The sequence below is a fragment of the Micrococcaceae bacterium Sec5.7 genome (assembly GCA_039636785.1).
Taxonomy (GTDB): Bacteria; Actinomycetota; Actinomycetes; order Actinomycetales; family Micrococcaceae; genus Arthrobacter.
On the sequence record CP144169.1, the window covers coordinates 1,897,459 to 1,921,027 of the forward strand.

Annotated in this window: 18 protein-coding genes; 4 read left to right on the forward strand and 14 right to left on the reverse strand. The window is 63.5% G+C overall.

Annotation, left to right across the window (positions count from 1 at the left end):
- Positions 1-3: 3 nt before the first annotated feature.
- The 5 genes from alaS to V3C33_09040 form a co-directional block, all read right to left on the reverse strand.
- A complete protein-coding gene (gene alaS / locus V3C33_09020) occupies positions 4-2,682 on the reverse strand; it encodes an alanine--tRNA ligase (GenBank protein ID XAS69370.1) in 2,679 nt (892 codons plus the stop codon).
- Between the two features lie 139 nt (positions 2,683-2,821).
- Positions 2,822-3,052: a hypothetical protein gene (locus V3C33_09025; GenBank protein XAS69371.1), complete on the reverse strand. Its 231-nt coding sequence runs from the start codon at positions 3,050-3,052 to the stop codon at positions 2,822-2,824.
- A gap of 19 nt (positions 3,053-3,071) precedes the next feature.
- Positions 3,072-3,446, reverse strand: a complete 375-nt coding sequence (locus V3C33_09030; protein XAS69372.1) for a DUF948 domain-containing protein — start codon at positions 3,444-3,446, stop codon at positions 3,072-3,074.
- 146 nt (positions 3,447-3,592) lie between these two features.
- Complete coding sequence (gene rpsD / locus V3C33_09035; GenBank protein ID XAS69373.1) at positions 3,593-4,219, reverse strand: 30S ribosomal protein S4; 627 nt, start codon at positions 4,217-4,219, stop codon at positions 3,593-3,595.
- 190 nt (positions 4,220-4,409) lie between these two features.
- Positions 4,410-5,822 carry a replication-associated recombination protein A gene (locus V3C33_09040; protein ID XAS69374.1) on the reverse strand — a complete coding sequence of 471 codons (1,413 nt, stop codon included), beginning with the start codon at positions 5,820-5,822 and terminating at the stop codon, positions 4,410-4,412.
- 63 nt (positions 5,823-5,885) lie between these two features.
- Between V3C33_09040 and V3C33_09045 the strand changes: the two genes are divergently transcribed.
- On the forward strand, positions 5,886-6,560 hold the full coding sequence (locus V3C33_09045) for an acVLRF1 family peptidyl-tRNA hydrolase (protein ID XAS69375.1): 675 nt from the start codon (positions 5,886-5,888) through the stop codon (positions 6,558-6,560).
- Between the two features lie 55 nt (positions 6,561-6,615).
- Here V3C33_09045 and V3C33_09050 read toward each other — a convergent pair whose 3' ends face one another.
- Positions 6,616-7,422, reverse strand: coding sequence for a GNAT family N-acetyltransferase (locus V3C33_09050; protein ID XAS69376.1), 807 nt, complete (start codon positions 7,420-7,422; stop codon positions 6,616-6,618).
- A 112-nt stretch (positions 7,423-7,534) separates the two neighbouring features.
- A complete protein-coding gene (gene aspS / locus V3C33_09055) occupies positions 7,535-9,328 on the reverse strand; it encodes an aspartate--tRNA ligase (protein XAS69377.1) in 1,794 nt (597 codons plus the stop codon).
- 99 nt (positions 9,329-9,427) lie between these two features.
- Here aspS and V3C33_09060 point away from each other — a divergent pair, with 99 nt between their 5' ends.
- Positions 9,428-10,675: an APC family permease gene (locus V3C33_09060; GenBank protein ID XAS69378.1), complete on the forward strand. Its 1,248-nt coding sequence runs from the start codon at positions 9,428-9,430 to the stop codon at positions 10,673-10,675.
- Positions 10,676-10,679: 4 nt separating this feature from the next.
- Here the strand turns inward: V3C33_09060 and hisS are convergent, their stop codons facing one another.
- A complete protein-coding gene (gene hisS / locus V3C33_09065; GenBank protein XAS69379.1) occupies positions 10,680-12,044 on the reverse strand; it encodes a histidine--tRNA ligase in 1,365 nt (454 codons plus the stop codon).
- 245 nt (positions 12,045-12,289) lie between these two features.
- On the opposite strand from hisS, the gene V3C33_09070 reads away from it, so the two are divergent.
- Together V3C33_09070 and V3C33_09075 are read left to right on the forward strand one after the other, a co-directional pair.
- Complete coding sequence (locus tag V3C33_09070) at positions 12,290-13,096, forward strand: peptidylprolyl isomerase (protein XAS69380.1); 807 nt, start codon at positions 12,290-12,292, stop codon at positions 13,094-13,096.
- Positions 13,097-13,441: 345 nt separating this feature from the next.
- On the forward strand, positions 13,442-15,019 hold the full coding sequence (locus tag V3C33_09075) for a DUF349 domain-containing protein (GenBank protein XAS69700.1): 1,578 nt from the start codon (positions 13,442-13,444) through the stop codon (positions 15,017-15,019).
- A gap of 751 nt (positions 15,020-15,770) precedes the next feature.
- Here the strand turns inward: V3C33_09075 and V3C33_09080 are convergent.
- The 6 genes from V3C33_09080 to ruvA form a co-directional block, all read right to left on the reverse strand.
- Entirely contained in the window at positions 15,771-18,164 is a 2,394-nt protein-coding gene (locus tag V3C33_09080) for a bifunctional (p)ppGpp synthetase/guanosine-3',5'-bis(diphosphate) 3'-pyrophosphohydrolase (GenBank protein XAS69381.1), read from the reverse strand.
- Between the two features lie 135 nt (positions 18,165-18,299).
- Positions 18,300-19,319 (reverse strand): protein translocase subunit SecF, encoded by a 1,020-nt coding sequence (secF, locus tag V3C33_09085; GenBank protein XAS69382.1) that lies wholly within the window; start codon positions 19,317-19,319, stop codon positions 18,300-18,302.
- Positions 19,319-21,076, reverse strand: coding sequence for a protein translocase subunit SecD (secD, locus tag V3C33_09090; protein ID XAS69383.1), 1,758 nt, complete (start codon positions 21,074-21,076; stop codon positions 19,319-19,321). Before secD ends, secF begins: the two co-directional genes overlap by 1 nt.
- 117 nt (positions 21,077-21,193) lie before the next feature.
- On the reverse strand, positions 21,194-21,577 hold the full coding sequence (gene yajC / locus V3C33_09095) for a preprotein translocase subunit YajC (protein XAS69701.1): 384 nt from the start codon (positions 21,575-21,577) through the stop codon (positions 21,194-21,196).
- Positions 21,578-21,811: 234 nt separating this feature from the next.
- The gene (ruvB, locus tag V3C33_09100; protein XAS69384.1) at positions 21,812-22,900 is read right to left on the reverse strand and encodes a Holliday junction branch migration DNA helicase RuvB; all 1,089 of its coding nucleotides are present in this window, start codon (positions 22,898-22,900) and stop codon (positions 21,812-21,814) included.
- A complete protein-coding gene (ruvA, locus tag V3C33_09105) occupies positions 22,893-23,537 on the reverse strand; it encodes a Holliday junction branch migration protein RuvA (GenBank protein XAS69385.1) in 645 nt (214 codons plus the stop codon). Before ruvA ends, ruvB begins: the two co-directional genes overlap by 8 nt.
- Positions 23,538-23,569 lie beyond the last annotated feature (32 nt).

Consider the following 23,569-nt stretch of genomic DNA (forward strand, 5'->3'; position numbering starts at 1 on the left):
CGGTTATCGCCGAGAAATGGCATCCACGACGGCGGCAAGCGCCGGGGCGACCTTTGCGGTGTCCGTGCCGCCGCCCTGGGCGACGTCGTCCTTACCGCCGCCGCCGCCGCCAAGAACTCCGGCCGCCAGCCGGACCAGCGCACCGGCCTTCACGCCAGCCTCACGGGCTGCCTCGTTCGTGGCCACCAGAATTACTGGGCGGTCATTGCTGACACCGGCCACGGCGACAGTTGAGGCTGCTGACCCGAGGCGGTTGCGCAGGTCCAGTGCGAGGCCCCGGAGGTCGTCAGCGCCGCTGACCTGACCTGCGTCGTGTGCGATGACACTGATGCCGGCGGCGTCCTGCGCAGTTCCAACGAGCTGGGCTGCCGCGGCCGTCAGCTGTTCCCTGCGCAATCGCTCCAACTCCTTTTCGGCCGTCTTCAGCTTGGTGAGGGTCGTGGCAACCCGGTCCGCGAGCAGGCCGGAGGGAACCTTCAGCATTTCCGTCAGCTCTGTGACCAGGGCGCGTTCAGCCGCCAGGTGACGGAAGGCATCCATGCCCACAAAAGCTTCGACACGGCGGTTGCCTGACCCGACAGACTGATCGCCGAGCAGCGACAGGCTGCCGATCAGCGAGGTGTTGGCGACATGGGTCCCGCCGCACAGCTCGCGTGACCAGGCGCCGTCGATCTCAACAACGCGGACTTCGCTCCCATAGTTCTCGCCAAAGAGGGCCATGGCGCCCAGCGCCTTCGCCTCGGCGAGGCCCATCACTTTGGTGTCCACCCGGAAGTTGTTGCGGATGGCGATGTTGGAGACCTCTTCGATTTCAGACCGCGTGGCGGTGCTGAGGCCTTCGCCCCAGGAGAAGTCAAAGCGGAGGTAGCCGGCCTTGTTGTAGGAACCACGCTGCAGTGCATCCGGTCCCAGGATCTGGTGCAGGGCAGCGTGCACAATGTGCGTTCCGGTGTGGGCTTGTTCGGCTGCATGACGGCGTTCACGGTCCACTGCTGCCTGCACCATGGCGTCGGAGCCGATTTCGCCTTCGCGGACAATCGCCTTGTGGACGCTCAGGCCCTTGATGGGTCGCTGGACGTCCAGGACCTCGACGACGAAGCCGTCGCCTGTGATGAGGCCTGTGTCTGCAGACTGCCCACCGGCCTCAGCGTAGAAGGGGGTCTCCGCAAGGACGAGTTCGATCTCGTCACCGGTAGATGCCCGGGACACCTTGCGGCCACCGCTGAGGATCCCGCGGACGCGCGACTCACCTGCGAGCTCTGTGTAGCCGGTGAAGACGGTCTCGCCGTCCGCCAACAGCTCCTGGAAGGCGCTGACGTCAGCGTGACCGCCCTTTTTGCCCTTGGCGTCAGCCTGGGCGCGCCGCCGCTGTTCGAGCATCAGCTTGCGGAACTCCGGCTCGTCCACCTTAAGTCCGGCTTCCTCGGCCATTTCCAGGGTGAGGTCGATCGGGAAGCCGTAGGTGTCGTGCAGGGCAAATGCATCCGCTCCGGAGAGCGGCCGGCCGGCAGCCTTGGACTCAGTGACGGCGTCCTCGAGCCGGGCTGTTCCCGAAGCGATGGTCCGCAGGAAGGCCTTCTCTTCGGCGTAGGCGATCCGGCTGATGCGATCGAAGTCCGTCTCCACGATCGGGTAGACGCCCTTCATGGCGTCGCGCGACTCGGGCAGCAGCTCCTGCAGGCAGGCCCGCTCCACACCCAGCAGGCGCATGGAGCGCACAGCACGGCGGATCAGGCGCCGCAGCACGTAGCCACGGCCCTCATTCGACGGCGTGACGCCGTCCGCAATCAACATCAGTGCCGAGCGGACGTGGTCGCCCACAACGCGCATCCGGACATCGTCCGTGTGGTGGGGATCCTCGGCGGACTCTGCGGAGGTGTACTCCTTGCCGGAGAGCTCGGCAGCCTTGTCGATCACGGGACGGACCTGATCGGTCTCGTACATGTTCTCGACACCCTGCAGGATCATGGCAAGGCGTTCCATGCCCAGACCGGTGTCAATGTTCTTCTGGGGCAGTTCGCCCACAATGTCGAAGTCGTCCTTTGAACGGACGTTGTCGATCTGGTACTGCATGAAAACGAGGTTCCAGATCTCGATGTAGCGGGCCTCATCGGCCAGCGGTCCACCCTCGATGCCGTAGGCAGGACCGCGGTCGTAGTAGATCTCCGAGCAGGGGCCGGCGGGGCCGGGCTGGCCGGTGGACCAGTAGTTGTCCGCCTTGCCCATCCTCTGGATCCGCTCAGCCGGGACGCCGGTGTTTTTCAGCCACAGTTCCTTGGCTTCGTCGTCGTCTTCGTACACCGTCACCCAGAGGCGCTCCGGCGGGAGCCCGTAGCCGCCGTCGTCAACGCTGCTGGTCAGCAGCTCCCAGGCAAACTTGATGGCATCTTCCTTGAAGTAGTCACCAAAGGAGAAGTTGCCGCACATCTGGAAGAACGTTCCGTGGCGGGCGGTCCTGCCCACCTCCTCGATGTCCCCGGTGCGGATGCACTTCTGCACACTCGTTGCGCGCTTGTAAGGGGCCTCTTCGCGGGCGGTCAGGTACGGAATGAAAGGAACCATGCCGGCCACCGTGAACAGGAGGGACGGGTCACTGGAGACCAGGGAGGCGGAGGGAACCGCCGTATGGCCCTTGCTGACAAAAAAGTCCACCCAGCGCTTTGTGATCTCCTGCGACTTCATAACCTGATTACATACCCTTCTTGGTTCACGGCGTTCAATGCGCGTGACAGTTTAATTCCTGCGGGATTGATTCCTGTGTGGCCGATCCCGGCGGGAGTACCGGCAGGTGCAGATACTCCGCAGGTTAATTCTCTCCCGGCTAGCGCCGGGCAACGTCCTGGGAGTCGATTCCGAGGGCGGCACGCAGATCGGTTTCCCGCTCCTGCATGCCATCGCGTACGGCACCGGCGAAGTCGTAGATGCCGTCGGCCAGCCGGCCCACTGCACGGTTCAGGCCTTCCGGGCCCAGATTCGACTTCGCCTCGGTGATCTTGCGGAAGGCGATGACGCCGATGGCGACGCCGATTCCCATCCAGACAATTCGTTTCATATCAGTTCTCCGGCGGGGTTCAGCGGCTGCGGCGGCCGGCGGCGGGCTTTTTGCGGGCGGCGAAAGCGGAGCGGACGCCATAGCTGAATGCTGCCACCTTGATCAGGGGCGAGCCTACGGTGGCGGCCACGAGTGAGGACAGCGCCGAAATATTGGCGGAAGCGTCCGAGACGTTGGAGGCGATTCCATCCACTTTTTTCAGCTGCTGGTTGGTGGTGGAAACCGTAGCTGTGACTTCGTCCATCAGCGGGGCGGCGCCGTCGCTGATTGAACGGATAGAGGTCCGGACTTCATCAAAGACGCGTCCGAGTTTCAGAATCGGCACAGCCATCAGCATCACCAGGAGGGCAAACACTCCGGCTGCGATCAGGCCGGCAATATCGCCACCAGACATAGACGTTCATCTCCTTGAAACTCAGTGGAACAGTATCTTCCCGTGGCCACAATGTTCCTGCCGCCTGCGGTTCTCCCCCAAGTACCTTACATACAAAGAAGCCCGTGGCGCTTGCCACGGGCTTCTTCGGATACGCTGCTGAAAATTTAGCGTGCGTAGAATTCGACGACGAGCTGCTCTTCGCAGGTTACGGGAACCTCAGAGCGCTTCGGGCGACGGACCAGGCGGGCCTGCAGGGCGTCAAGCTTGACGTCCAGGTAGGCCGGAACCATCGGCAGGACGTCGCGGTGTGCGCCGGCTGCTGCAACCTGAAGCGGAACCATGGTTTCGCTGCGGCTGTGGACGTGGACCAACTGGCCTTCGGCGACGCGGAAGGACGGCCGGTCAACGCGGATGCCATCAACCAGGATGTGGCGGTGCACAACCAGCTGGCGGGCCTGGGCGATGGTGCGGGCGAAGCCTGCACGCAGCACAAGGGCGTCAAGACGCATCTCGAGCAGTTCGATCAGGTTCTCGCCGGTCAGGCCCTTGGTGCGGCGTGCTTCTTCGAATGCACGGGTCATCTGGGCTTCGCGGATGCCGTACTGGGCGCGCAGGCGCTGCTTTTCGCGCAGACGTACGGCGTAGTCGGAGTCCTGCTTCTTGCGGGCACGGCCATGCTCACCGGGGCCGTACGGACGGCGCTCCATGTACTTGGCGGCCTTGGGGGTCAGAGCGATGCCGAGTGCACGCGAGAGGCGTGCTGTACGGCGAGCACGAGTGTTGTTAGCCACTGGTGTCCTTCCAATATCTGCGGTGTGTCAGTGTTACTGGCCTCCACGATGGAGAGCATCGGCCAACCGCTGCCTTTTGCTACTGGGCGCAGGGCATAACCCAAGAAAACAGCATCAAGTGCTGGATTGAGTGGATTGTGCGTCCGTGCCTTGCCAGACAACGAATAATCCTACCACGGTGGGCCTCTGGTCAGGTTCCGCGGATGATCCTCCTTAGCCGCTCCAGCCTGACCGAAATGTCCCGCTCGGCACCGTTGGCCGTGGGTTCGTAGTAGTCGCGGCCCACCAGATCATCCGGCGGGTACTGCTGGGATGCCACCGAGTGCGGGGCATCATGGGCGTACTTGTAGCCCTGGCCGTGGCCCAGCTGCTTGGATCCCGGATAGTGCGCATCCCGAAGATGCGCAGGGATGCCGTTACCCAGGCCGGCCCGGACGTCTGCGACGGCTTTGTTGATGCCGAGGTACGCTGCATTGGATTTAGGGGCCGTGGCCAGGTGCACCACGGCTTCGGCCAGCACAATGCGGCCTTCGGGCATGCCGATCAGCTGCACGGCCTGGGCCGCTGCCACCGCGGCCTGCAGTGCCGTGGGGTCTGCCATACCAACATCCTCTGCGGCGGAGATGACTATCCGCCGGGCCACGAAGCGCGGGTCCTCCCCTGCTTCGAGCATGCGTGCCAGATAGTGCAGGGCTGCGTCCACGTCAGAGCCGCGGATCGATTTGATGAAGGCGCTTGCGACGTCGTAGTGCTGGTCGCCGGCGCGGTCGTAGCGGACGGCTGCCACATCGAGTGCCCGTTCGGTGTGCCGCAGCTCAACAGTGACGGGGCCGTCCGCTGCATCGTCGCTGTCCCCGAAGGCCACCCCCGCCGCCGCCTCCAGGGCCGTCAGCGCGCGCCGGGCGTCGCCGCCGGACAGCCTGACCAGGTGCGCAAGCGCCCCGGGGCTGAGCTCGATTTTCCCGTTCAGCCCGCGGACATCGGTGAGGGCACGCTGCAGCAGCCCTTCGACGTCGGCGTCCGTCAGCGGCCGGAGTGTCAGCAGGAGGGACCGCGAAAGCAGCGGCGACACCACGGAGAATGATGGATTCTCGGTGGTTGCTGCCACGAGGACCACCCAGCGGTTCTCCACCCCCGGAAGCAGCGCGTCCTGCTGCGCCTTATTGAAGCGGTGGATCTCATCCAGGAAGAGAACAGTGGTGGTTTTGTAGAGATCCCGCGCGGTCAGTGCCTCATCCATGACCCGGCGGACATCCTTGACGCCGGCAGTGATAGCCGAAAGTTCAACGAACTTCCTGCCCGGCCCCCTGGCAATGACATGGGCCAGCGTCGTTTTGCCTGTTCCCGGCGGCCCCCAGAGAATCAGGGAACTCGGCCCGGCCGGACCGGCGGCGTCCGCCCCGGCGGCCAGCTGCCTCAACGGCGACCCCTGGCCGAGCAGGTGCTGCTGCCCCACCACGTCGTCCAGCGTGCGCGGTCTCATCCGGACAGCAAGCGGACTGCGCGGCGACGGCACCCCCGCTGCTCCGGACCGGGCATCCGTCGACGGCCCAGCGTCGCCGTCGTCGTCATTTCCGGGCCCTTGGGCAAAGAGATCATCCACATAGATAGGCTACTCATAGTTTCAACCACTGCCGGTCCGCCGCAGCAACCAAGGGAAGCCCTGATGACCGATAGCCATGCCCCGGGCAGGTCCCCGGCGGCGGCAACGCGCACGGCCTTCATTTCCGGCGCGCGTCTGGACGGCTGGGTGGAGCGCTTCAGTGCCAGCCACGGAGCGCTTCAGACGGATGAGCACGACGACGGCCTGCAGCTGAGTGCCGAGGACGGGACCGTGGCGCTGCTGCAGCCGCCCTGGCCTGTGGACGGGCGTCCGGGACGGGGAGGAGACTCCGTGGCGAGGCTCGCGTCCCTCGCTTCGCAACCCCGCACGTCGGGCATGATACTGATCCGGCGGGGCGGGTATTCGGTGGCGGTGGTCCGCGAAGGATTGGTGCTCGCGTCCAAGACCGGAACCCGTCATGTGCAATCGCGCACGGCTGCCGGAGGTTGGTCCCAGCATCGTTTCGCCCGGCGTCGGGCGAATCAGGCAGACGCGATGGTCGAAGCCGTGGCAGACCATGCCGGCAGGATTTTTGCCGGGCACGGGATCGAATACGTGGCTCCCGGCGGGGACCGCACCCTGGCCGAGCTTGTCCTCGACGAGCCCGTGCTGAAGGACTATTCGGCCCTGGCGAGGCTGGCTTTCCTGGACGTCCCCGACCCCAAGGCGGCTGTTATGAAAAAAGCGGCGGCGGATTTCTGCGCGGTCAGGATCCAGGTAACGGACGCCCAGCCGTAGTTGTCCAAGGAGTTCACTGAAAGGAGCTCGGACGAAGTGATCGGCGGGCAGGCAGTCAGCAGCCGTTCAAGGATCTCTTGGGGCGTTCCTGACGGTAGGAGTACCTGCCCGCCTCCACGAAGCCCGCCTGGCTGTAGAGCATCCGGGCGCCCGGGTTGGAATCCATCACCAGCAACCAGAAACTGTTGACTCCAGCGGAGCGCCCCTGATCCAGAAGTGCCTCCAGAACCTGGCGCGCATAACCGTTCCGCCGGTTTTCGGGCCGAGTGGCCATGCAGTAGATCCCGCCGTGACCGTCCACCAGGGCGAGCCGTCCGACGGCGGCAACAGCGCCGTCGTCGTATCTCACCAGTGCATACAACGACGGGCAGCCCGTCAGTATGCGGCGGGCGATCTTGAGCTCCGGGTCCCCTCCCCGCCCGTCTACGCTCCACCACAGACTCAGCCATTCGGCCGAAGGCTGATCAAGAATTTCGACGGCGGGAACATCCGCCTGCGCGGCGGTCACCTCGTCGTACACTGCCGCGATGGCTCTGGTCATGATCAGTGTCTCTGACTGTCTGGTGAAACCCAGTCCGTCCAGCATCGCGTTGAGGGAGCCGTGACGGGCATCATCGAGGACCTGATAAATGACCGGAAGGCGGCGTTTGCGGTACCAGAGCGCAGCCTCACGGGCAGCTGCCACCCGATCCGCAGCCTCGTGCCGCGGCCACACCGAATTCGCCCGCTGGGTGACCCCGGACGCTGACCGGAGCACCCACTCGGCCGTATCGTGGCGTTCGTCGGCCGGCCAGGCAGCGTCCATCAGGACCTCCAGCTGGTCCAGCCCCAGCAGATCGTCCAGCCCCAGGGGATTCGTCATCGTCCGCTCCATGCCAAAAAATACTGAAGATGTCTCGAAATGCTGAAGGCTCCCCGGAGTCACCCGGGGAGCCAACAGGTCAGTCGGTACTACGCTGGCTTGTTGGCCCAGACTAGTTGGCTTCCACTTTCAGAATCTCTGGCTTTTTGGCCTCGGGCTTGAAGTCAACGCCGGCTTCCTTGCGCTGCTGCGCCGTGATGGGTGCCGGTGCAGCCGTCAGAGGATCGTAGCCGCCGCCGGACTTGGGGAAGGCGATGACGTCGCGGATGGACTCCACACCCGCCAGCAAAGCCACTACACGGTCCCAGCCGAACGCGATGCCGCCATGCGGAGGTGCGCCGAACTTGAAACCCTCAAGCAGGAAGCCAAACTTGGTCTCGGCGTCCACCTTGTCCAGGCCCATCAGCTCAAAGACGCGCTCCTGGACCTCGCGCTCATGGATACGGATGGAGCCGCCACCGATTTCATTGCCGTTGCAGACAATGTCGTAAGCATAGGACAGCGCCGATTCGGGATCCTTGTCAAAGGTGTCCATGAACTCCGGCTTCGGAGAGGTGAAAGCATGGTGGACAGCGGTCCACTTGCCTGCGCCCACAGCCACGTCACCGGAAGCCACAGCAGCGGCAGCCGGCTCGAACATGGGGGCATCCACCACCCACACGAAAGCCCAGTCCTTGGGATCGATCAGGCCGGTGCGGTGTCCGATCTCCACACGGGCTGCGCCCAGCAGTGCACGGGACGGTGACTTTTCGCCGGCCGCGAAGAAGATGCAGTCACCGGGCTTGGCGCCCACTGCATCCGCGAGGCCTGCACGCTCGGTGTCGGTCAGGTTCTTGGCAACGGGGCCGGTGAGCTCGCCGTCTTCCTTGAAGAGCACATAGGCAAGACCCTTGGCGCCGCGCTGCTTGGCCCATTCCTGCCAGGCATCAAGGGCACGGCGTGCCTGCGAGGCGCCACCGGGCATGACAACGGCGCCTACATACGGTGCCTTGAAGACGCCGAAGTTGGTGTCCTTGAAGAATTCAGTAAGTTCGGTCAGCTCCAGGTCGAAGCGCAGGTCCGGCTTGTCCGAGCCGTAGCGCGCCATGGCGTCTGCGTAGGTGATCCGCTGGATCGGAGTCGGGATTTCCACGTCGATCAGCTTCCACAAGGCCTTGACGATGCTCTCACCGAGACTGATGATGTCATCCTGCTCCACGAAGCTGGCTTCGATGTCCAGCTGGGTGAACTCCGGCTGGCGGTCCGCCCGGAAGTCCTCGTCGCGGTAGCAGCGGGCGATCTGGTAGTACTTCTCGAAGCCGCCCACCTGCAGTAGCTGCTTGAAAAGCTGCGGGGACTGCGGCAGTGCGTACCAGGAACCCGGCGCCAGGCGGGCGGGGACCACGAAGTCACGGGCGCCTTCCGGCGTCGAACGCGTCAGCGTGGGGGTTTCGATTTCCACGTAGCCGTCCTGGTGGAGCAGTTCGCGGGCAATGCGGTTGGCTTCTGAGCGCAGGCGCAGGTTGCGGTTGGGGCCCGGGCGGCGAAGGTCCAGGTAGCGGTGCTTCAGGCGTGCTTCCTCGCCGACCTCCACGTGCTCGTCAATCTGGAACGGCAGCGGGTCCGAGGTGTTCAGGACAGTTACCGTCTCCGCGATCACCTCGATCTCACCCGTGGCCAGGGCCGGGTTTTCGTTGCCTTCGGGCCGCTGGGAAACCGTGCCGGTGATCTGCAGGACGTACTCGTTGCGCAGGCCGTGGAAGACCTCTTCTTCGCGGACCACAACCTGGGCGACGCCCGAGGCGTCACGCAGATCGACGAATGCGACACCACCGTGATCACGACGACGGCCAACCCAGCCGGCCAGGGTTACGGTTTGTCCAATGTGCTCGGAGCGGAGGGATCCGAGGTCATGTGTGCGCAGCACAGCATACCTTTCAGAAAGAAGACAGGATGAAGTTGAAATAGAATCGTTGCGGGAACGATCCCGTTTGAGTTTACCCGTTGGAAAGGTCCCTCCCCCGCCATGAACCAGCACCAGCAGCTTCGGCGAAGACTCGGCGTGGTGGACGCATCATCCATTGGACTCGGCTCGATGCTCGGAGCCGGCGTATTCGTGGTCTTCAGCCCGGCCGCTGCCTTGGCCGGAAACCTGCTGATGGTTTCCGTGCTGTTGGCCGGCGCCGTTGCCTACTGCAACGCGGTGGCTTCGGCCCAGCTCGCGGCCAAATACCCGGCGAGCGGAGGCAGCTATGTCTACGGCCGGGAGCAGCTCGGAGAATGGCCGGGTTTTGTTGCCGGCTGGGGCTTCATCACCGGGAAGACGGCCTCCTGCGCCGCCATGGCGCTGACGTTCGGGCATTACATCGCCCCGGACTACGCCACCCCTGTGGCGATTGCAGGCGTTGTGGTGCTGACAGGCGTCAATCTGCTGGGAATCACCCGTACGGCCTTGCTGACCCGGATCCTGCTGGGGCTGGTGCTGGCCACACTCGTATTTGTGGCCGTGGCCAGCATCATCGGACCGCATCCCGTGGGCACCGGGCAAGGTGACGGCCCGGCGGTCAGCGCCTGGGGCATCCTCCCCGCGGCCGGCCTGATGTTCTTTGCCTTCGCCGGCTACGCGCGCATAGCCACTCTGGGGGAAGAGGTCAGGGATCCTGCCAGGACCATCCCACGCGCCATCATGACCGCACTCGCGGCTGCCTTTGGAATCTATGTTGTGCTGGCGCTGCTCCTGATGACCCACCTGACCACCCGCCGGCTGGCCGAGTCAGCATCACCCCTGCTTGATGCCGTGACGCACTCGCAGTTCAGCGCCGGTGCGCCGCTGGTTCAGGCCGGGGCTGCTGCTGCGTGCCTGGGCGCTCTGCTCGCCCTGATCACAGGAGTGGGCCGGACAACCATGGCCATGGCGCGGGAGCGGGACTTGCCGGGTCAGCTTGCCCGAGTCGGGGGCCGGCACACGGTGCCTTTCATTGCTGAAATCTCGGTTGCCGCTGTGGTGATTGTACTGTTGCTGACCACCGACGTCATGACGGTGGTGGGGTTCTCCAGCTTTGGTGTGCTGTTGTATTACGCCGTGACAAACGCCGCCGCCTTCACCCTTGCCGAACGCCCGGGCTACGCGCCGAAGTGGCTGAACGCCCTCGGCCTGGCTGGCTGCCTCCTTCTGGCCGTCACGTTGCCGCCGGTGTCAGTCCTGGGCATGGCGGCTGTGCTTGCTGCGGGAATCGCCGGGCGCTTCCTGATCCTGCGGTTGCGGAGCAGGTAAGTTCCTAAACCGTTTCCACCTGAACAGTCTTCACCTGGACGGACAGGTCCTCCGCCGGCGGTGACCAGAGCGCCGGATCCGCATCGGTCTGCTCGCCGGAACGGATGTCCTTGACCTGGTGCTTGCCGTCGTCGTCCGTGAACCAGACGAACGGGATTCCACGGCGGTCGGCGAATTTGATCTGCTTGCCGAACTTCTCCGCCTTGGCCGCAACCTCGGTGGAAATGCCCCGGCTCCGCAGCTGGGCAGCGACGTCCTGCGCTGCACCCCAGCTGTCGTCCGTGCTGAGTGCGACGAGCACAGCAGCAGGCACCGAGCGTGAGGCGCGGGCAAACTCCTGGCTGAGGATCCGCGAAACCAGCCGGGTCACCCCGATGGACAGACCGACGCCGGGGAACTTGCGGTTCCCCTTGCTCGCCAGCGCGTCGTAGCGCCCGCCCGAGCAGATGGAGCCCAGCTGTTCGTGGCCCACGAGCACTGTCTCCACAACAGTTCCGGTGTAATAGTCCAGGCCGCGGGCGATGCTCAGATCCGCAATCACTTTGCCGGGCGCACGCTGAACAGCAGCCTCTATCACCTGTTCGAGCTCGTCCAATCCTTCCTCGAGCAGTTCGTTGGTGATACCCAGCGCACGGACCTGGGCCACAAACGAGGTGTCCTCGGTACGGATACCCGCCAGCTTCAGGGCGGCCTGCGCCTGCTCCTCGGTGGCGCCGAGTTCGGTCTTCAGGAGCTCCGCCACCCTTGCGGCGCCGATCTTCTCCAGCTTGTCGATGCTGCGAAGAACACCGGCAGTGTCCGTTAGCCCGATTCCCCGGTAGAAACCTTCGGCGAGTTTGCGGTTGTTGATCCGCAGCCTGAAATCGGGAATGGGCAGGGCATTCAGGGCCTCGGCAATGACCAGCACGATCTCGACGTCGTAGCGGAACGGCAGTTCGCCGTCGCCCACCACATCGATATCAGCCTGGGTGAATTCGCGGGCGCGCCCCTCCTGCGGACGCTCGCCCCTCCACACCTTCTGGATCTGGTACCGGCGGAATGGAAATGCCAGGTATCCGGCGTTTTCCACCACGTAACGCGCAAACGGTACTGTCAGGTCGAAGTGCAGGGCCAGGGCGTTCGGATCCGATTTGCCGGCTTTCTCCGCTGAGCCGCCGTCGTCGTCCTGGAGCCGGCGGAGGCCGTACACCTCTTTGTCGATCTCGCCCTTGCGGAGCAGCTGTCCCACGGTTTCAACGGCTCGAGTCTCAATGGAGCCAAAGCCGTGCAGCTCGAAAATCCGGCGCAGGGTGTCCAGCACGTGCAGCTCCACCTGCCGCTCCTCGGGAAGCCACTCGGGGAATCCGGACAGAGAGGCTGTGCGTGCCATGGTGGAGTTTCTCCTCAAGTAAGCGGTGGCCGGAGGCTTCGCTGCTATTCCGCGCCGAAACGGGGCGGCAACGGCGGGAGTCCAGCCAGTCATGCATAAACTATGTGCGGCAGTCAGTTTATGCTTTAGCCGCCTGCATCTCTAATACGGGAGGCGGCCGCATGGGCACCTGCCGCTTTTGCTGCTGCACACCGGCCACCGCCGCAGGCGCTTTCCGGTACCCAGCCTTACAACCAGGAGGACTTTTGGCGGCCAGTTCACGAGGTGCGCGCGAAGCCAAGCGACGCATCCAGCAGATGGAAGCAAAGCGCGATTTGCGCCGGGACCAGGAAAAGCGCCGGAAGAGGGACAACCTCATCGCCGTAGGCGCCGGCACAGCAGCGGTGATTCTCGCCGTCGTCCTCCAGCTGACCTCGTTTGCCGGGAACCCCACCGAAGACGAATTCGTCGCGGCGGAAGCCGGGTTGACCAGCCCGTCCCCGTCAGCAACGCCGTCGGCAGCCGCTACCAACGGCGCCAACATCCCCAAGCCGGAAACAGCAGCCGGGAGGGTGTTCAAGGGCGAACTCAAGCTGAACAGCGGCACCCTCGCCGTCCAAATGGACGGCACCAAAGCCCCACAGGCCGCGGCGGTGTTTAAGTCGCTGGCCGACGATGGCTACTACAAAGGCATCGACTGCCACCGGCTCACCACCGGCGAGACCTTCGGCGTCCTGCAATGCGGCTCCAAGACCGGTGACGGCCAGGGCGATCCGGACTACAACTGGGGGCCACTGGAAAACACGCCCCAAGACAACAAGTACCCGGCCGGGACCATTGCCGTGGCCCGGACCGGCGGAAACGCCTATGGTAACGGGACCCAGTTCTTCATTGTCTACAAGGACACCGTGATTCCCGCCGATGCTGCCGGGGGATATACGGTGGTGGGCAAGGTGACATCAGGCCTGGACGTAGTGACCAAGATCGCTGCGGCTGGCATAAAGACAGGCGAAAACGCCACCGACGGCGCACCTGTGGAACCAGTCACGATAGACTCGTTCTCTCTGAAGTAGCCAGCCCCGGCCCTTGTGGCCGCGGGTGCATTACGTGAGTATTTCCCTCCAAGCGAAAGACTTTTAGCGGTGACAGACAGTCAGAAATCCGACGAAACATCAGCAGCAGCCAACCTGACCGAGAGTGAGGCCCCCGTGGCCGACGGTGCAGAGGCAGCGTCTGAAAGCGCAGAAACCGAAACAGAAGCAGGCACCGAGGAATCCCCCGCGACGGTAACGCCGGCGGAACCTGAAGCCGTCGTCGAGGTAGCTGTGGCCGAAGCTCCCGCGGAAGCCGCGGTTCAGGCTGAACCCGAAACGGGAGTTGAAGCTCCCGTGGCCGAACCTCCCGTGGAAGCCGAGGCCGTGCCTGAATCGGACACCCCGGCAGAGCTGGAAACGGCAGAGCCTGAAACGTCGGCCGCAGAAACGGCGGCGCCGGCAACGGAAGCCGCTGAGGCACCAGCTGCTGAACCATCCACGCCTGCTCCAGCCGCTCCTACTGCGCCGTCTCCTACGGCTGTTGCGTACCCTTCGGCGCCGTCCCCTGAAGTGCCGTCTGTTTCGGATGCGCCGAAGCCGGTTCCGGCTCCGCGCCCTGCGGCACCTTCGCCGTCGGCTTTCGCTGCCCGGCCCAAGACAGGTGCAGCCGCACCTGTTGCAGCACCCGCGCCGGTTCCTTCCGCCACGTCCCTGGCTGAGGCAGCCCGGTGGGGCCGGGTGGAGGGGGACGGCCATGTGTTCCTCACCATCGATGGTAAAGAGCACCCGGTAGGCCAGTACCCCGATGTCAGCAATGACGAGGCACTGGGATACTTCGCCCGGAAATACGATGACATCGTGGCGCAGGTTGTGTTGCTGGAACAGCGCGTAGGGTCCAAGGCTCCCAGCACGGACATGCAGAAAACGGTCACTCATCTGCGTGAGCAGCTTGCCGAACGGAACATGGTGGGCGATATCCGCTCAGCCGAAACCCGGCTCGACACACTGTCCGCGCAGATCACTGACCTTGAAAAGTCGGAAAAGGCCGAGCATGACGCCATCCGCACCGCAGAGCTGGCGGCGCGTGAGGCGATCGTGGCCGAGGCGGAGGAAATCTCCGGCCACGACCCCTCGCAGGTCCAGTGGAAGACTTCCAGCGCACGGATGAACGAACTCTTCGAAAGCTGGAAAACAGCCCAGAAGAGCGGCGTCAGGCTTGGCCGCAGTAACGAGGATGCATTGTGGAAGCGCTTCCGGGCCGCGCGCACCGTTTTTGACCGTCACCGCCGGGCCTACTTCTCCCAGCTGGACAGCAACAACTCAGCCGCCAAGTCCGCCAAGGAAAAACTCATCACCGAGGCTGAGGCGCTGTCTTCCTCGACTGACTGGGGCTTCGCAGCAGGCGAGTATCGCCGTCTGATGGATGAATGGAAGGCGTCACCTCGTGCCAGCCGCAAGGACGACGACTCTCTCTGGGCGCGTTTCCGCGCCGCCCAGGATGTCTTCTTCACCTCTCGCCAGGCTGCCAATGACGAGATTGAGCAGGAGTACGTGGCTAATCTGACCGTGAAGGAAGCCCTTCTCGTGGAAGCGAACGCGCTCCTGCCCATCAAGGATCTGGCCAGCGTCAAGAAGTCCCTGCAGTCCATCCGCGACCGCTGGGAGGAAGCCGGCAAGGTTCCGCGTGGCGACATGGGCCGTATTGAGGCTGGGCTTCGCAAGGTGGAGGATGCAGTCCGTCACGCCGAGGACGAAAACTGGCAGCGCTCCAATCCCGAGACCAAGGCCCGCACCAACAGTGCCTTGTCCCAGCTCGAGTCCGCGATCGCCGGGCTCAAGGACGATCTCGCCAAGGCTGAGAAGGCCGGTGACCAGCGCAAGATCAAGGCCGCGCAGGAAGCACTCGATGCGCGGCAGGCCTGGCTGGACCAGATCCAGCGCTCTGCCAGCGAGCTCTCCTAGACTCCGGCACAAGCGGCAATCTCCGGCTTCCCCGGTGATTTCCTGCCGACGTTTCAGGCCTTGTTCCGGTTATCCACATAGCCGGGGCAGGGCCTGTACTCGTTTGGCGCCGCCACGGCAAGATTGCACAATGGCAACAACGTCCCGGCATCCCCCGGCAGCAGATCCGGCTGAGGCGCTTCTCCGCAGTCCGGTCCTCCCGGCACAGCATCTTGATCTTTACTCCCCCGGGGCCCTGTTCTCGTGGCCGGAGCTCCAGTCAATGGCGTCCGACGGCGTGCTGACGCAGCTGTACCAGCGCGGTTACACCATTCCCGGTACGGCTGCCACCCCGCAGCTGCGGGCGCGTGCAGCCGCCTTCGCAGTTCCCCCGGCCATCCGCCAGCGTGTGGTGGCAGGAAGGATGACGGCGGCATGGATCTACGGATGCGCGCGGGAGCCTGACCGGCTGGCGCTTCTGGTCGATTCCAAGCGCCGGATATCCAGTCTCCGCTCCACGCGGGGCTGCACTCTCCATGAAGTCCGGCTGGGTCCGTTTGACGTTGTCAGCCTGGGTGGGCTGATGGTCTCAAGCCCTCTGCGGACTGCTCTGGACATCGCGCTCCATGTGGAGGCCGAGCGCGCCATACCGGCCTTGCGCGAGCTGCTGGCACGGCCGGAACTGGACGTCCGGCTGCGCCTGCTGACCCTGGCGGTGGAATCAACACCGAGGGTGCCGCACAAAAGGGCAGCCCTCGAAAAACTCGCGCTGCTAGCTTCGGCGCCGGTTGCCGGTCGTCCTGTAGACGTCGAACACACCGTCGATCCGCCGGACAGCGCTCAGAACGTGGCTCAGGTACTTGGGGTCGCCCATCTCGAATGCGAACTTGGAAATGGCCACCCGGTCATTTGAGGTGTGGACGCTGGCGGCCAGGATATTCACGTGGTTCTCGGACAGGATCCTCGTTACATCCGAGAGCAGGGACTTGCGGTCCAGTGCTTCCACCTGGATCTCCACAAGGAACACGCTGGACTGGGTTGGCGCCCAGTCGACGTCAACAATCCGGTCGGGCTGATCCTTAAGGTCTGAGACGTTTGTACAGTCGGTCCGGTGCACAGAAACCCCGGAACCGCGGGTGACGAAACCAAGGATCGGATCCGGCGGTACCGGGGTGCAACAACGTGCCAGTTTGACCCAGACGTCGCCCACGCCCCGGACCACCACACCGGAATCGGAGAACCTGGTCTTGCTGACCTGGGTGGGGATGCTGACTTCGGTGAGGTCGTCATCGGGGCTTTCCTTGCCGCCCAGACTTTCAACGAGCTTTTCCATCACTGACTGCGCCGAGGTGTGGCCATCGCCGACACCGGCATACAGACCGGAAATGTCCACATACTTGAAGTCTTCGGCAACGGCGGCCAGTGCGTCATGGGTCATCAGCCGCTGCAGTGGCATGTTCTGCTTCCGCATGGCCCGGGTCAGCAGCTCCTTGCCGCGGTCAATGGCTTCTTCGCGCCGTTCCTTACTGAACCATTGGCGGATCTTGTTCCGCGCACGGGCGCTCTTGACGAAATGTTGCCAATCCTGGCTGGGACCGGCGCCTTCTGCCTTGGAGGTGAAGATTTCCACCCAGTCGCCGTGGTTCAGTTCGCTGTTTAGCGGAACAAGCTTTCCGTTAACCCTGGCGCCAATGGTGCGGTGGCCCACCTCGGTGTGCACGGCATAGGCGAAGTCCACTGGGGTTGATCCGGCCGGCAGGGCCATGACCTCGCCCTTGGGGGTGAAAACGAAAACCTCCCGGGCATTGATTTCGAACCGCAGGGAATCGAGAAACTCGCCCGGGTCCGATGTCTCCTGCTGCCAGTCAACCAGCGAACGAAGCCAGCCCATGTCCCCGTCACGGGGGCTGCCGGGGCCGGCCGCCGTGCGGTTGGGCTGGTCCTTGTATTTCCAGTGCGCGGCAACACCGTATTCGGCCCGCCGGTGCATCTCATGGGTGCGGATCTGGATTTCAACAGGTTTGCCGCCCGGGCCGATCACTGTGGTGTGCAACGACTGGTACATGTTGAATTTGGGCATTGCGATGTAGTCCTTGAACCGCCCCGGAAGGGGATTCCAGCGCGAATGCATGGTGCCCAGTGCCGCATAGCAGTCCCGGACAGAATCGACCAGGACGCGTACTCCCATGAGGTCATTGATGTCATCGAAGTCTTTGTCCCGGACGATCATCTTCTGGTAGATCGAGTAGTAGTGCTTCGGACGTCCCGTGATGGTGGCCTTGATCTTTGCCATGCGCAGATCGTCGGCGATCTGGTTGCGGATGACGCTCAGGCTCTTTTCCCGCTCGGGGGTCCTGTCCCCCACCATGCGGACGATCTCCTCATACACCTTCGGGTAAAGTGCCGCGAAGGAAAGATCCTCAAGTTCCCATTTGATGGTGTTCATGCCCAGCCGGTGGGCCAACGGGGCAAAAATCTCAAGGGTTTCGCGGGCCTTCCGGGCGGACGATTCGGCCGAGACGAATCGCCAGGTGCGCGCGTTGTGCAGCCTGTCAGCGAGCTTGATCATCAGAACGCGGATGTCCTTGGCCATGGCCACAACCATCTTGCGCACTGTCTCAGACTGGGCGGCTTCGCCGAAGCTGACCTTGTCCAGCTTGGTGACCCCGTCAACCAGCATGGCCACTTCCGGCCCGAATTCAGCTTTCAGACTCGCCAGCGTATAAGGCGTGTCCTCCACCGTGTCATGCAGCAGCGCCGCCGCCAGCGTGGTGCCGGACAGACCCAGTTCCGCCAGAATCGTGGCAACGGCCACGGGGTGGGTGATGTACGGATCCCCGCTCTTGCGCTTCTGCCCGCGGTGGCTTTCCTCCGCCACCACAAAAGCCCGCTGGATGAGCTCGAAGTCTTCTTTGGGGTTGTTGACCCGCACGGTCCGGAGCAGTGGTTCAAGGATGGGTGAGTAGGTGGGGGCCCCGCGGCCGGTCAGGCGCGCCAACCTGGAACGGGTGCGTTCACGGCGGCCGGGAAAGGTAGGGCGCACCCCGGAATTATCTACCGGAACACCAGGACCGGGGCGTCCGGCAGCAACGAGACCAGTCTGCGGTCCCTGACCGGGGGTGTCATCCCCGCTTGCCGCTGGCGCCGACGCCGAACGTTCTTCCAATGAAGCACCCCTCACGACCCGTCTGATTATCCCAGTCTATTCCCGCAGCAGGATACTTCGATAACCGGCCACAAATGCGAACGGGCCGGACGGCGTCACGTATGTGACGCCGTCCGGCCCGTTCGTCCGATTAGCTTAGGCCGGCGCTGCTTCCGAAGCTACCGGCGTCTTACTTGATGTTTCTGCGCGGCGGTGTTCAACACGCTTGGCCTGTTTCGTCAGTTCGGGTTCATTCTGACGCAGCCATGCGTACATGGGCGCAGCCACAAAGATCGTTGCGGCCGTTCCGATCAGAATGCCCACGAACAGTGCGAGCGAAAGGTCGCGGAGCGTGCCCGCACCTAGGAGCCCGGCGCCGATGAACAGAATGGCACCGACCGGCAGGATGGCTACCATCATGGTGTTGATGGAACGGACCAATGTCTGGTTGACAGCCAGGTTGACCTCTTCGGCGAATGTGCGGCGTGTGGAGGCGTCGAGATCCGCTGTATTTTCGCGGATCTTGTCGAAGACCACCACGGTGTCGTACAGCGAATAACTGAGCACCGTGAGGAAGCCGATGATGGCCGATGGAGTCACCTCAAAGTCACTCAGCGCATAAACCCCCGCTGTGATGAACATTGTCACCAGCATGCCGGCAAGCGCCGACAGCGACATCTTCCAGGTGCGGAAGTAGAGGGCCATGAGGATTGCCGCAATTCCCACGAAGATGACCAGACCCAGCAGGGCCTGCCTGGTGACATCCGCACCCCAGGTGGGCCCCACAAATGTGGAAGTCACCTCATTGTCCGTAACACCATAGGCAGTGGTCAGCCCCTGCTTGACCTTGACGGTCTCGTCCTCGGTGAGCTTATCCGTCTGGATGCGCATGGTGGTGCCGGCAACATTCGCGACGCGGGGAATGCTCCCGGCCACAACGTCCTGCACCGCCTTCTCGCCCGCAGCCGCATCAGTGGTCTTGACGTTTGAAACAGTGAACTCGGAACCGCCCCGGAACTCGATGCCCAGGTTGAAACCGCCCTTGGCGACAGGAATCAGGATGGACAGGGCAACGGCCACGGCCGCGATCAGGAACCAGATCTTCTTGGAACCCACGAAATTGTACGAGCGCTTGCCCGTGTAAAGCTCGTTACCGAAATTGGCAAACCTGGACATTACTTGCCCTCCTTGGCTGCGCTCTTGGATGAACCGGCGAGCTGTTCCTGCTTTTCCGCGAGGCGGCGTTCCGCAATGGTCATCCGGCGTTCGGCTTCAGCAGCCGCACCGGTGTTCTTGGCACGAACCACGGCAGGCCTGTCCTCAGGCGTGCGGAGCCTTCCGGCACCGCGGTAGAGGGGCACGGCGCCGAGGCTCTTTGGATCAAGGCCGGAGAAGGTGTGGCCCTCACCGAAGAACTTGGTGCGAGCCAGCAGCCGCAATGTGGGATGCGTGAACATGAACACCACAATGAGGTCGGCAATGGCTGTCAGGCCAAGGGTGAACGCGAACCCGCGCACGTTGCCCACTGCCACAAAGTACAGCACCAGGGCGGCAAGCAGGTTGACGGCCTTGGAGGCCAGGACCGTGCGCTTGGCGCGCTTCCAACCGTTTTCCACGGCGGAAACGAGGCCGCGGCCTTCGCGGAGTTCATCGCGGATACGTTCGAAGTACACGATGAACGAGTCCGCTGTCTGCCCGATGGACACAATGATGCCAGCCACCCCGGCAAGGGAGAGACGGTAATTTTCCGTCCAGCCCAGGATGCCAATGGCAAGGTATGTCAGTGCACCGGCCACAACGAGCGAAGCGATGGTCACGAATCCCAGCGCCCGGTATTGGAAGAGCGAGTAGACCACCACCAGCAAGAGCCCCATCAGACCTGCGAGCATGCCCATACGGAGTTGCTCACCGCCCAGGGTTGCGGAAATCTGCTGGTCGCTCTGGATCTCGAAGCTGATGGGCAGAGCGCCGAAACGCAGCTGGTCAGAGAGTGCCTTGGCAGTCTGCTCGTTGAAACTACCCGTAATCTGTGGACGGCCATCGGTGATGACAGCAAGTGAACGAGGCGCGGAAATAACCTGGTCATCGAGGACGATTGCGAACTGGGCCTTGGGATCCGAACCCGCTTCACCGCCAGCGGCGACGTAGAACTGGTTCAGCCGCTGGGTGACTTCCTTGAACTTTGCCGTGCCTTCGCTATCAAACTGGATGTTGACAGCCCACTCGTTGGTGACAGCACCCTGTGCGCCCTGCTGCAGCTGGAATGACGAAGTGACAATGTTGGTGCCCTTGACCTCAACGGGTCCAAGGATGTACTTGATCGCCGGGCTCTTGTCCGCGGCAGGTTCACACGTAACCAGTGGTTTGGCCGGGTCCGAGCGTTCCTGCTTGTCCTGGGACTGGTTGTCGCAGTCGAGGGCCTCGTACTTCTTGTAGACCGCGGCCGTGATCCAGTTGGAGTCGCTGCTGTTGGCGGGCGCAGCAGTGGGCTTGGGCAGCTTGTCCGCAGGAGTCAGTGACTCCTTGGGAACGGCTGCGCCTGCACCGGCGGCCAGAACAGGGCGGAAATTCATGTCCGCCGACGCCTGGATCAATGCCCGGGTTTCCTTGGACGGAGTACCCGGGAGGCTCACCACAACGTTGCGGCCCGACTGCGTGCTGATTTCAGCTTCCGCAACACCGGAGCCGTCCACACGTTGGCGGATGATTGCCACGGCCTGGTTGAGCTGATCTTCGTTGATGTCCGAACCGCCCTCAACCTTGGGCGCCAGGATCATCTGGGTGCCGCCCTCGAGGTCCAGAGCAAGCTTGGGAGTCCAGCTGGCCTGCCCTGCCATGTTGCCGCCGGCAAGGACAGCGGTCAGGACGGCGATGATTACGCCAAGCCAGACCAGCACCCTGAGGGCTGAGTTTTTGGGGCCAGTTCGTGCCATTGTGGATCTTTCTATTATTTACGGAGGAGCCACCGGCATGAGCTGTGTCGCTCACACCGGCGGCTGCCCGCATCCGTAGAGGTTGTTGCTTAGCGGGATGTGGCGCGTCGGCGCGGACTAGATGTCCTTTTTGCCTTCATCGTTGAGACGCTTAAGCGTTTCGTCCGGGGTCTCGCTGACGGCGGCGGTGTTTTCGCCGTCTTCGGCTGTGAGCGACGAGGCGTCGTCCGGGACGGCCGAAGTCTCAGCCACAGGCTCCACAATTTTGGTGACAGCCTGGCGGTGAACGGTGGCAACGTTTCCGGGGGAAAGTTCCAGAACAACCTTGTTGTTCTCATCATCGATGGAGAGGATCCGGCCGAAAAGCCCAAAGCTGGTCATGACCTCAACGCCGGGTTCGAACTGCGACTGCAGAGTGGCCTGCTGCTGTTTGGTCTTTTTGTTGCGGCGGAACATCATGAAGATAAAGAGACCAAGCATAACGAACAGCAGGATGGTCATGATGTCGATGCCGCCGCCGGCCTGCGGCTGGGCCTGGGCAGAAATATGTCCGAACACAGGGAAGTTCCATTCTGTACTTGCGTAACTGATTGACAACAACGTCCGATTCGCTCCGGGTTGACTGGCAGAAAACTGCCCTTAGTCACCGGCGGCCCGTTGGAGCCACCTGGCGGAACAATGCCCGAACGTGCCGAGCGTCATTCCAGTCTAAAGGGAAAAGCTGACAGCACGGTGCTATTGACCGTTGTGAATCCACTCAGGGACCGTTTCATCAATTGTTTCGCCGGCGTCAAACAGGTCCGGAGGCTCCTGTCCGAAGACTCCGGCGGGAACGGCAAACCCCAGATGTGTCCACGCCGGTGCCATGGCAATCCGGCCGCGGGGCGTTCGGCCCAGCAGCCCCTCCCGGACCAGGAACGGCTCGGCTACGGTTTCCACTGTTTCCGGTTCCTCGCCTACCGCAATTGCCAGAGTGGACAGCCCCACCGGACCGCCGCCGAATTTGGTGATCAAGGCTTCCAGGACGGCACGGTCCAGCCGGTCCAGCCCGCGTTTGTCCACTTCATACATGTCCAGCGCAGCGGACGCAGCCCGGGCATCAATCTGTTCGATGCCGTGGACAAGCGCCCAGTCCCTGACGCGGCGCAGAAGCCGGTTGGCGATTCGGGGCGTTCCCCGGGAGCGCCCCGCGATTTCGCTGAACCCCGCAGAATTCACCTTCAGGTCCAGCAGACCAGCCGATCGCCGCAAAACCAGCTCAAGTTCGGCCACGGAGTAAAACTCCAGATGCCCGGTGAAGCCGAACCGGTCGCGGAGCGGCCCGGGCAGGAGCCCGGCGCGGGTGGTGGCCCCCACGAGGGTGAAGGGAGGCAGCTCCAGCGGAATGGCGGTGGCACCCGCTCCTTTACCCACCACAATGTCGACGCGGAAGTCCTCCATGGCCATGTAGAGCATTTCCTCTGCAGGCCGGGACATCCGGTGGATTTCGTCCAGGAACAGGACTTCGCCCTCTGACAGCGAAGAAAGGATGGCTGCAAGGTCTCCGGCGTGCTGGATGGCCGGACCGCTGCTTATCCGCAGCGGGGCATTCATTTCAGCCGCAACAATCATGGCGAGTGTGGTTTTACCAAGGCCGGGCGGTCCTGAGAACAGCACGTGGTCCGCGCTGCGGCCACGCATCCTGGAGGCCTGCAACACCAGGGACAGCTGTTTGCGGACGCGGTGCTGGCCGACAAAGTCCTGAAGGTTCTTGGGCCTGAGGGCGGCTTCAATGGCCCGCTCTTCCGGCTCCTCTCCCCCGGCCCCCATCGACGGTTCACCCACGGGTGCCTACCCTGTTGCCGGCACGGGCGCCGTCCTGGCCAAGCCAGCGCAAAGTAGTACGGAGGATTTCGGCCACGTTGCCCTTGTCCGCCAGCTCCGGCGAATCCGCCAGCGCGCTGTCAATGCTGGACGTGGCGTCCTTTTCCGACCAGCCGAGGCTGGTCATGGCAGCCACAACCTGCGGCTTCCAGACGGAGGCAGCGGACGGGGCCCGGGCTGTGCCGCCGGCGGTCCCATGAGGCACCAGCTTGCCTGCCAGTTCAAGCACAATCCGGCCGCCGACCTTCGGTCCGATTCCCGGAACCTTGGTAAAGGTCTTGCTGTCTCCGGTGTGCGCCGCAACCCGGATTGCCTCCGGTTCGTGGACGGCCAGGACAGCCAGAGCCAGCCTCGGGCCCACGCCGCTGACACTGAGAAGGACGTCGAAAACCTCGCGTTCGTCGTCGCTGGCGAAGCCAAACAGAGTCAGGGAATCCTCCCGCACAATCAGGGACGTGAACAGCTTGCCCTCCTCGCCGGTGCGCAGCCGGCTCAGGGTCTGCGGCGTCGCGTTGACGCTCATGCCGGCACCGTTGAGATCGATCACGGCGGAGGACAACCCGACGTGCGCTACGGTTCCGCGGAGAAAACTGATCAAGGCCGGGCTCCTGAAGTACCGCCGGGGAAACC

Bases quoted from the DNA above. Each gene is read 5' to 3' on its own strand.
- alaS (XAS69370.1), bottom strand. From the start codon at position 2,682: ATGAAGTCGCAGGAGATCACAAAGCGCTGGGTGGACTTTTTTGTCAGC.
- V3C33_09025 (XAS69371.1), bottom strand. From the start codon at position 3,052: ATGAAACGAATTGTCTGGATGGGAATCGGCGTCGCCATCGGCGTCATC.
- V3C33_09030 (XAS69372.1), bottom strand. From the start codon at position 3,446: ATGTCTGGTGGCGATATTGCCGGCCTGATCGCAGCCGGAGTGTTTGCC.
- V3C33_09045 (XAS69375.1), top strand. From the start codon at position 5,886: ATGACCGATAGCCATGCCCCGGGCAGGTCCCCGGCGGCGGCAACGCGC.
- V3C33_09050 (XAS69376.1), bottom strand. From the start codon at position 7,422: ATGACGAATCCCCTGGGGCTGGACGATCTGCTGGGGCTGGACCAGCTG.
- V3C33_09060 (XAS69378.1), top strand. From the start codon at position 9,428: ATGAACCAGCACCAGCAGCTTCGGCGAAGACTCGGCGTGGTGGACGCA.
- hisS (XAS69379.1), bottom strand. From the start codon at position 12,044: ATGGCACGCACAGCCTCTCTGTCCGGATTCCCCGAGTGGCTTCCCGAG.
- secF (XAS69382.1), bottom strand. From the start codon at position 19,319: ATGTCCAGGTTTGCCAATTTCGGTAACGAGCTTTACACGGGCAAGCGC.
- secD (XAS69383.1), bottom strand. From the start codon at position 21,076: ATGGCACGAACTGGCCCCAAAAACTCAGCCCTCAGGGTGCTGGTCTGG.
- yajC (XAS69701.1), bottom strand. From the start codon at position 21,577: ATGACCATCCTGCTGTTCGTTATGCTTGGTCTCTTTATCTTCATGATG.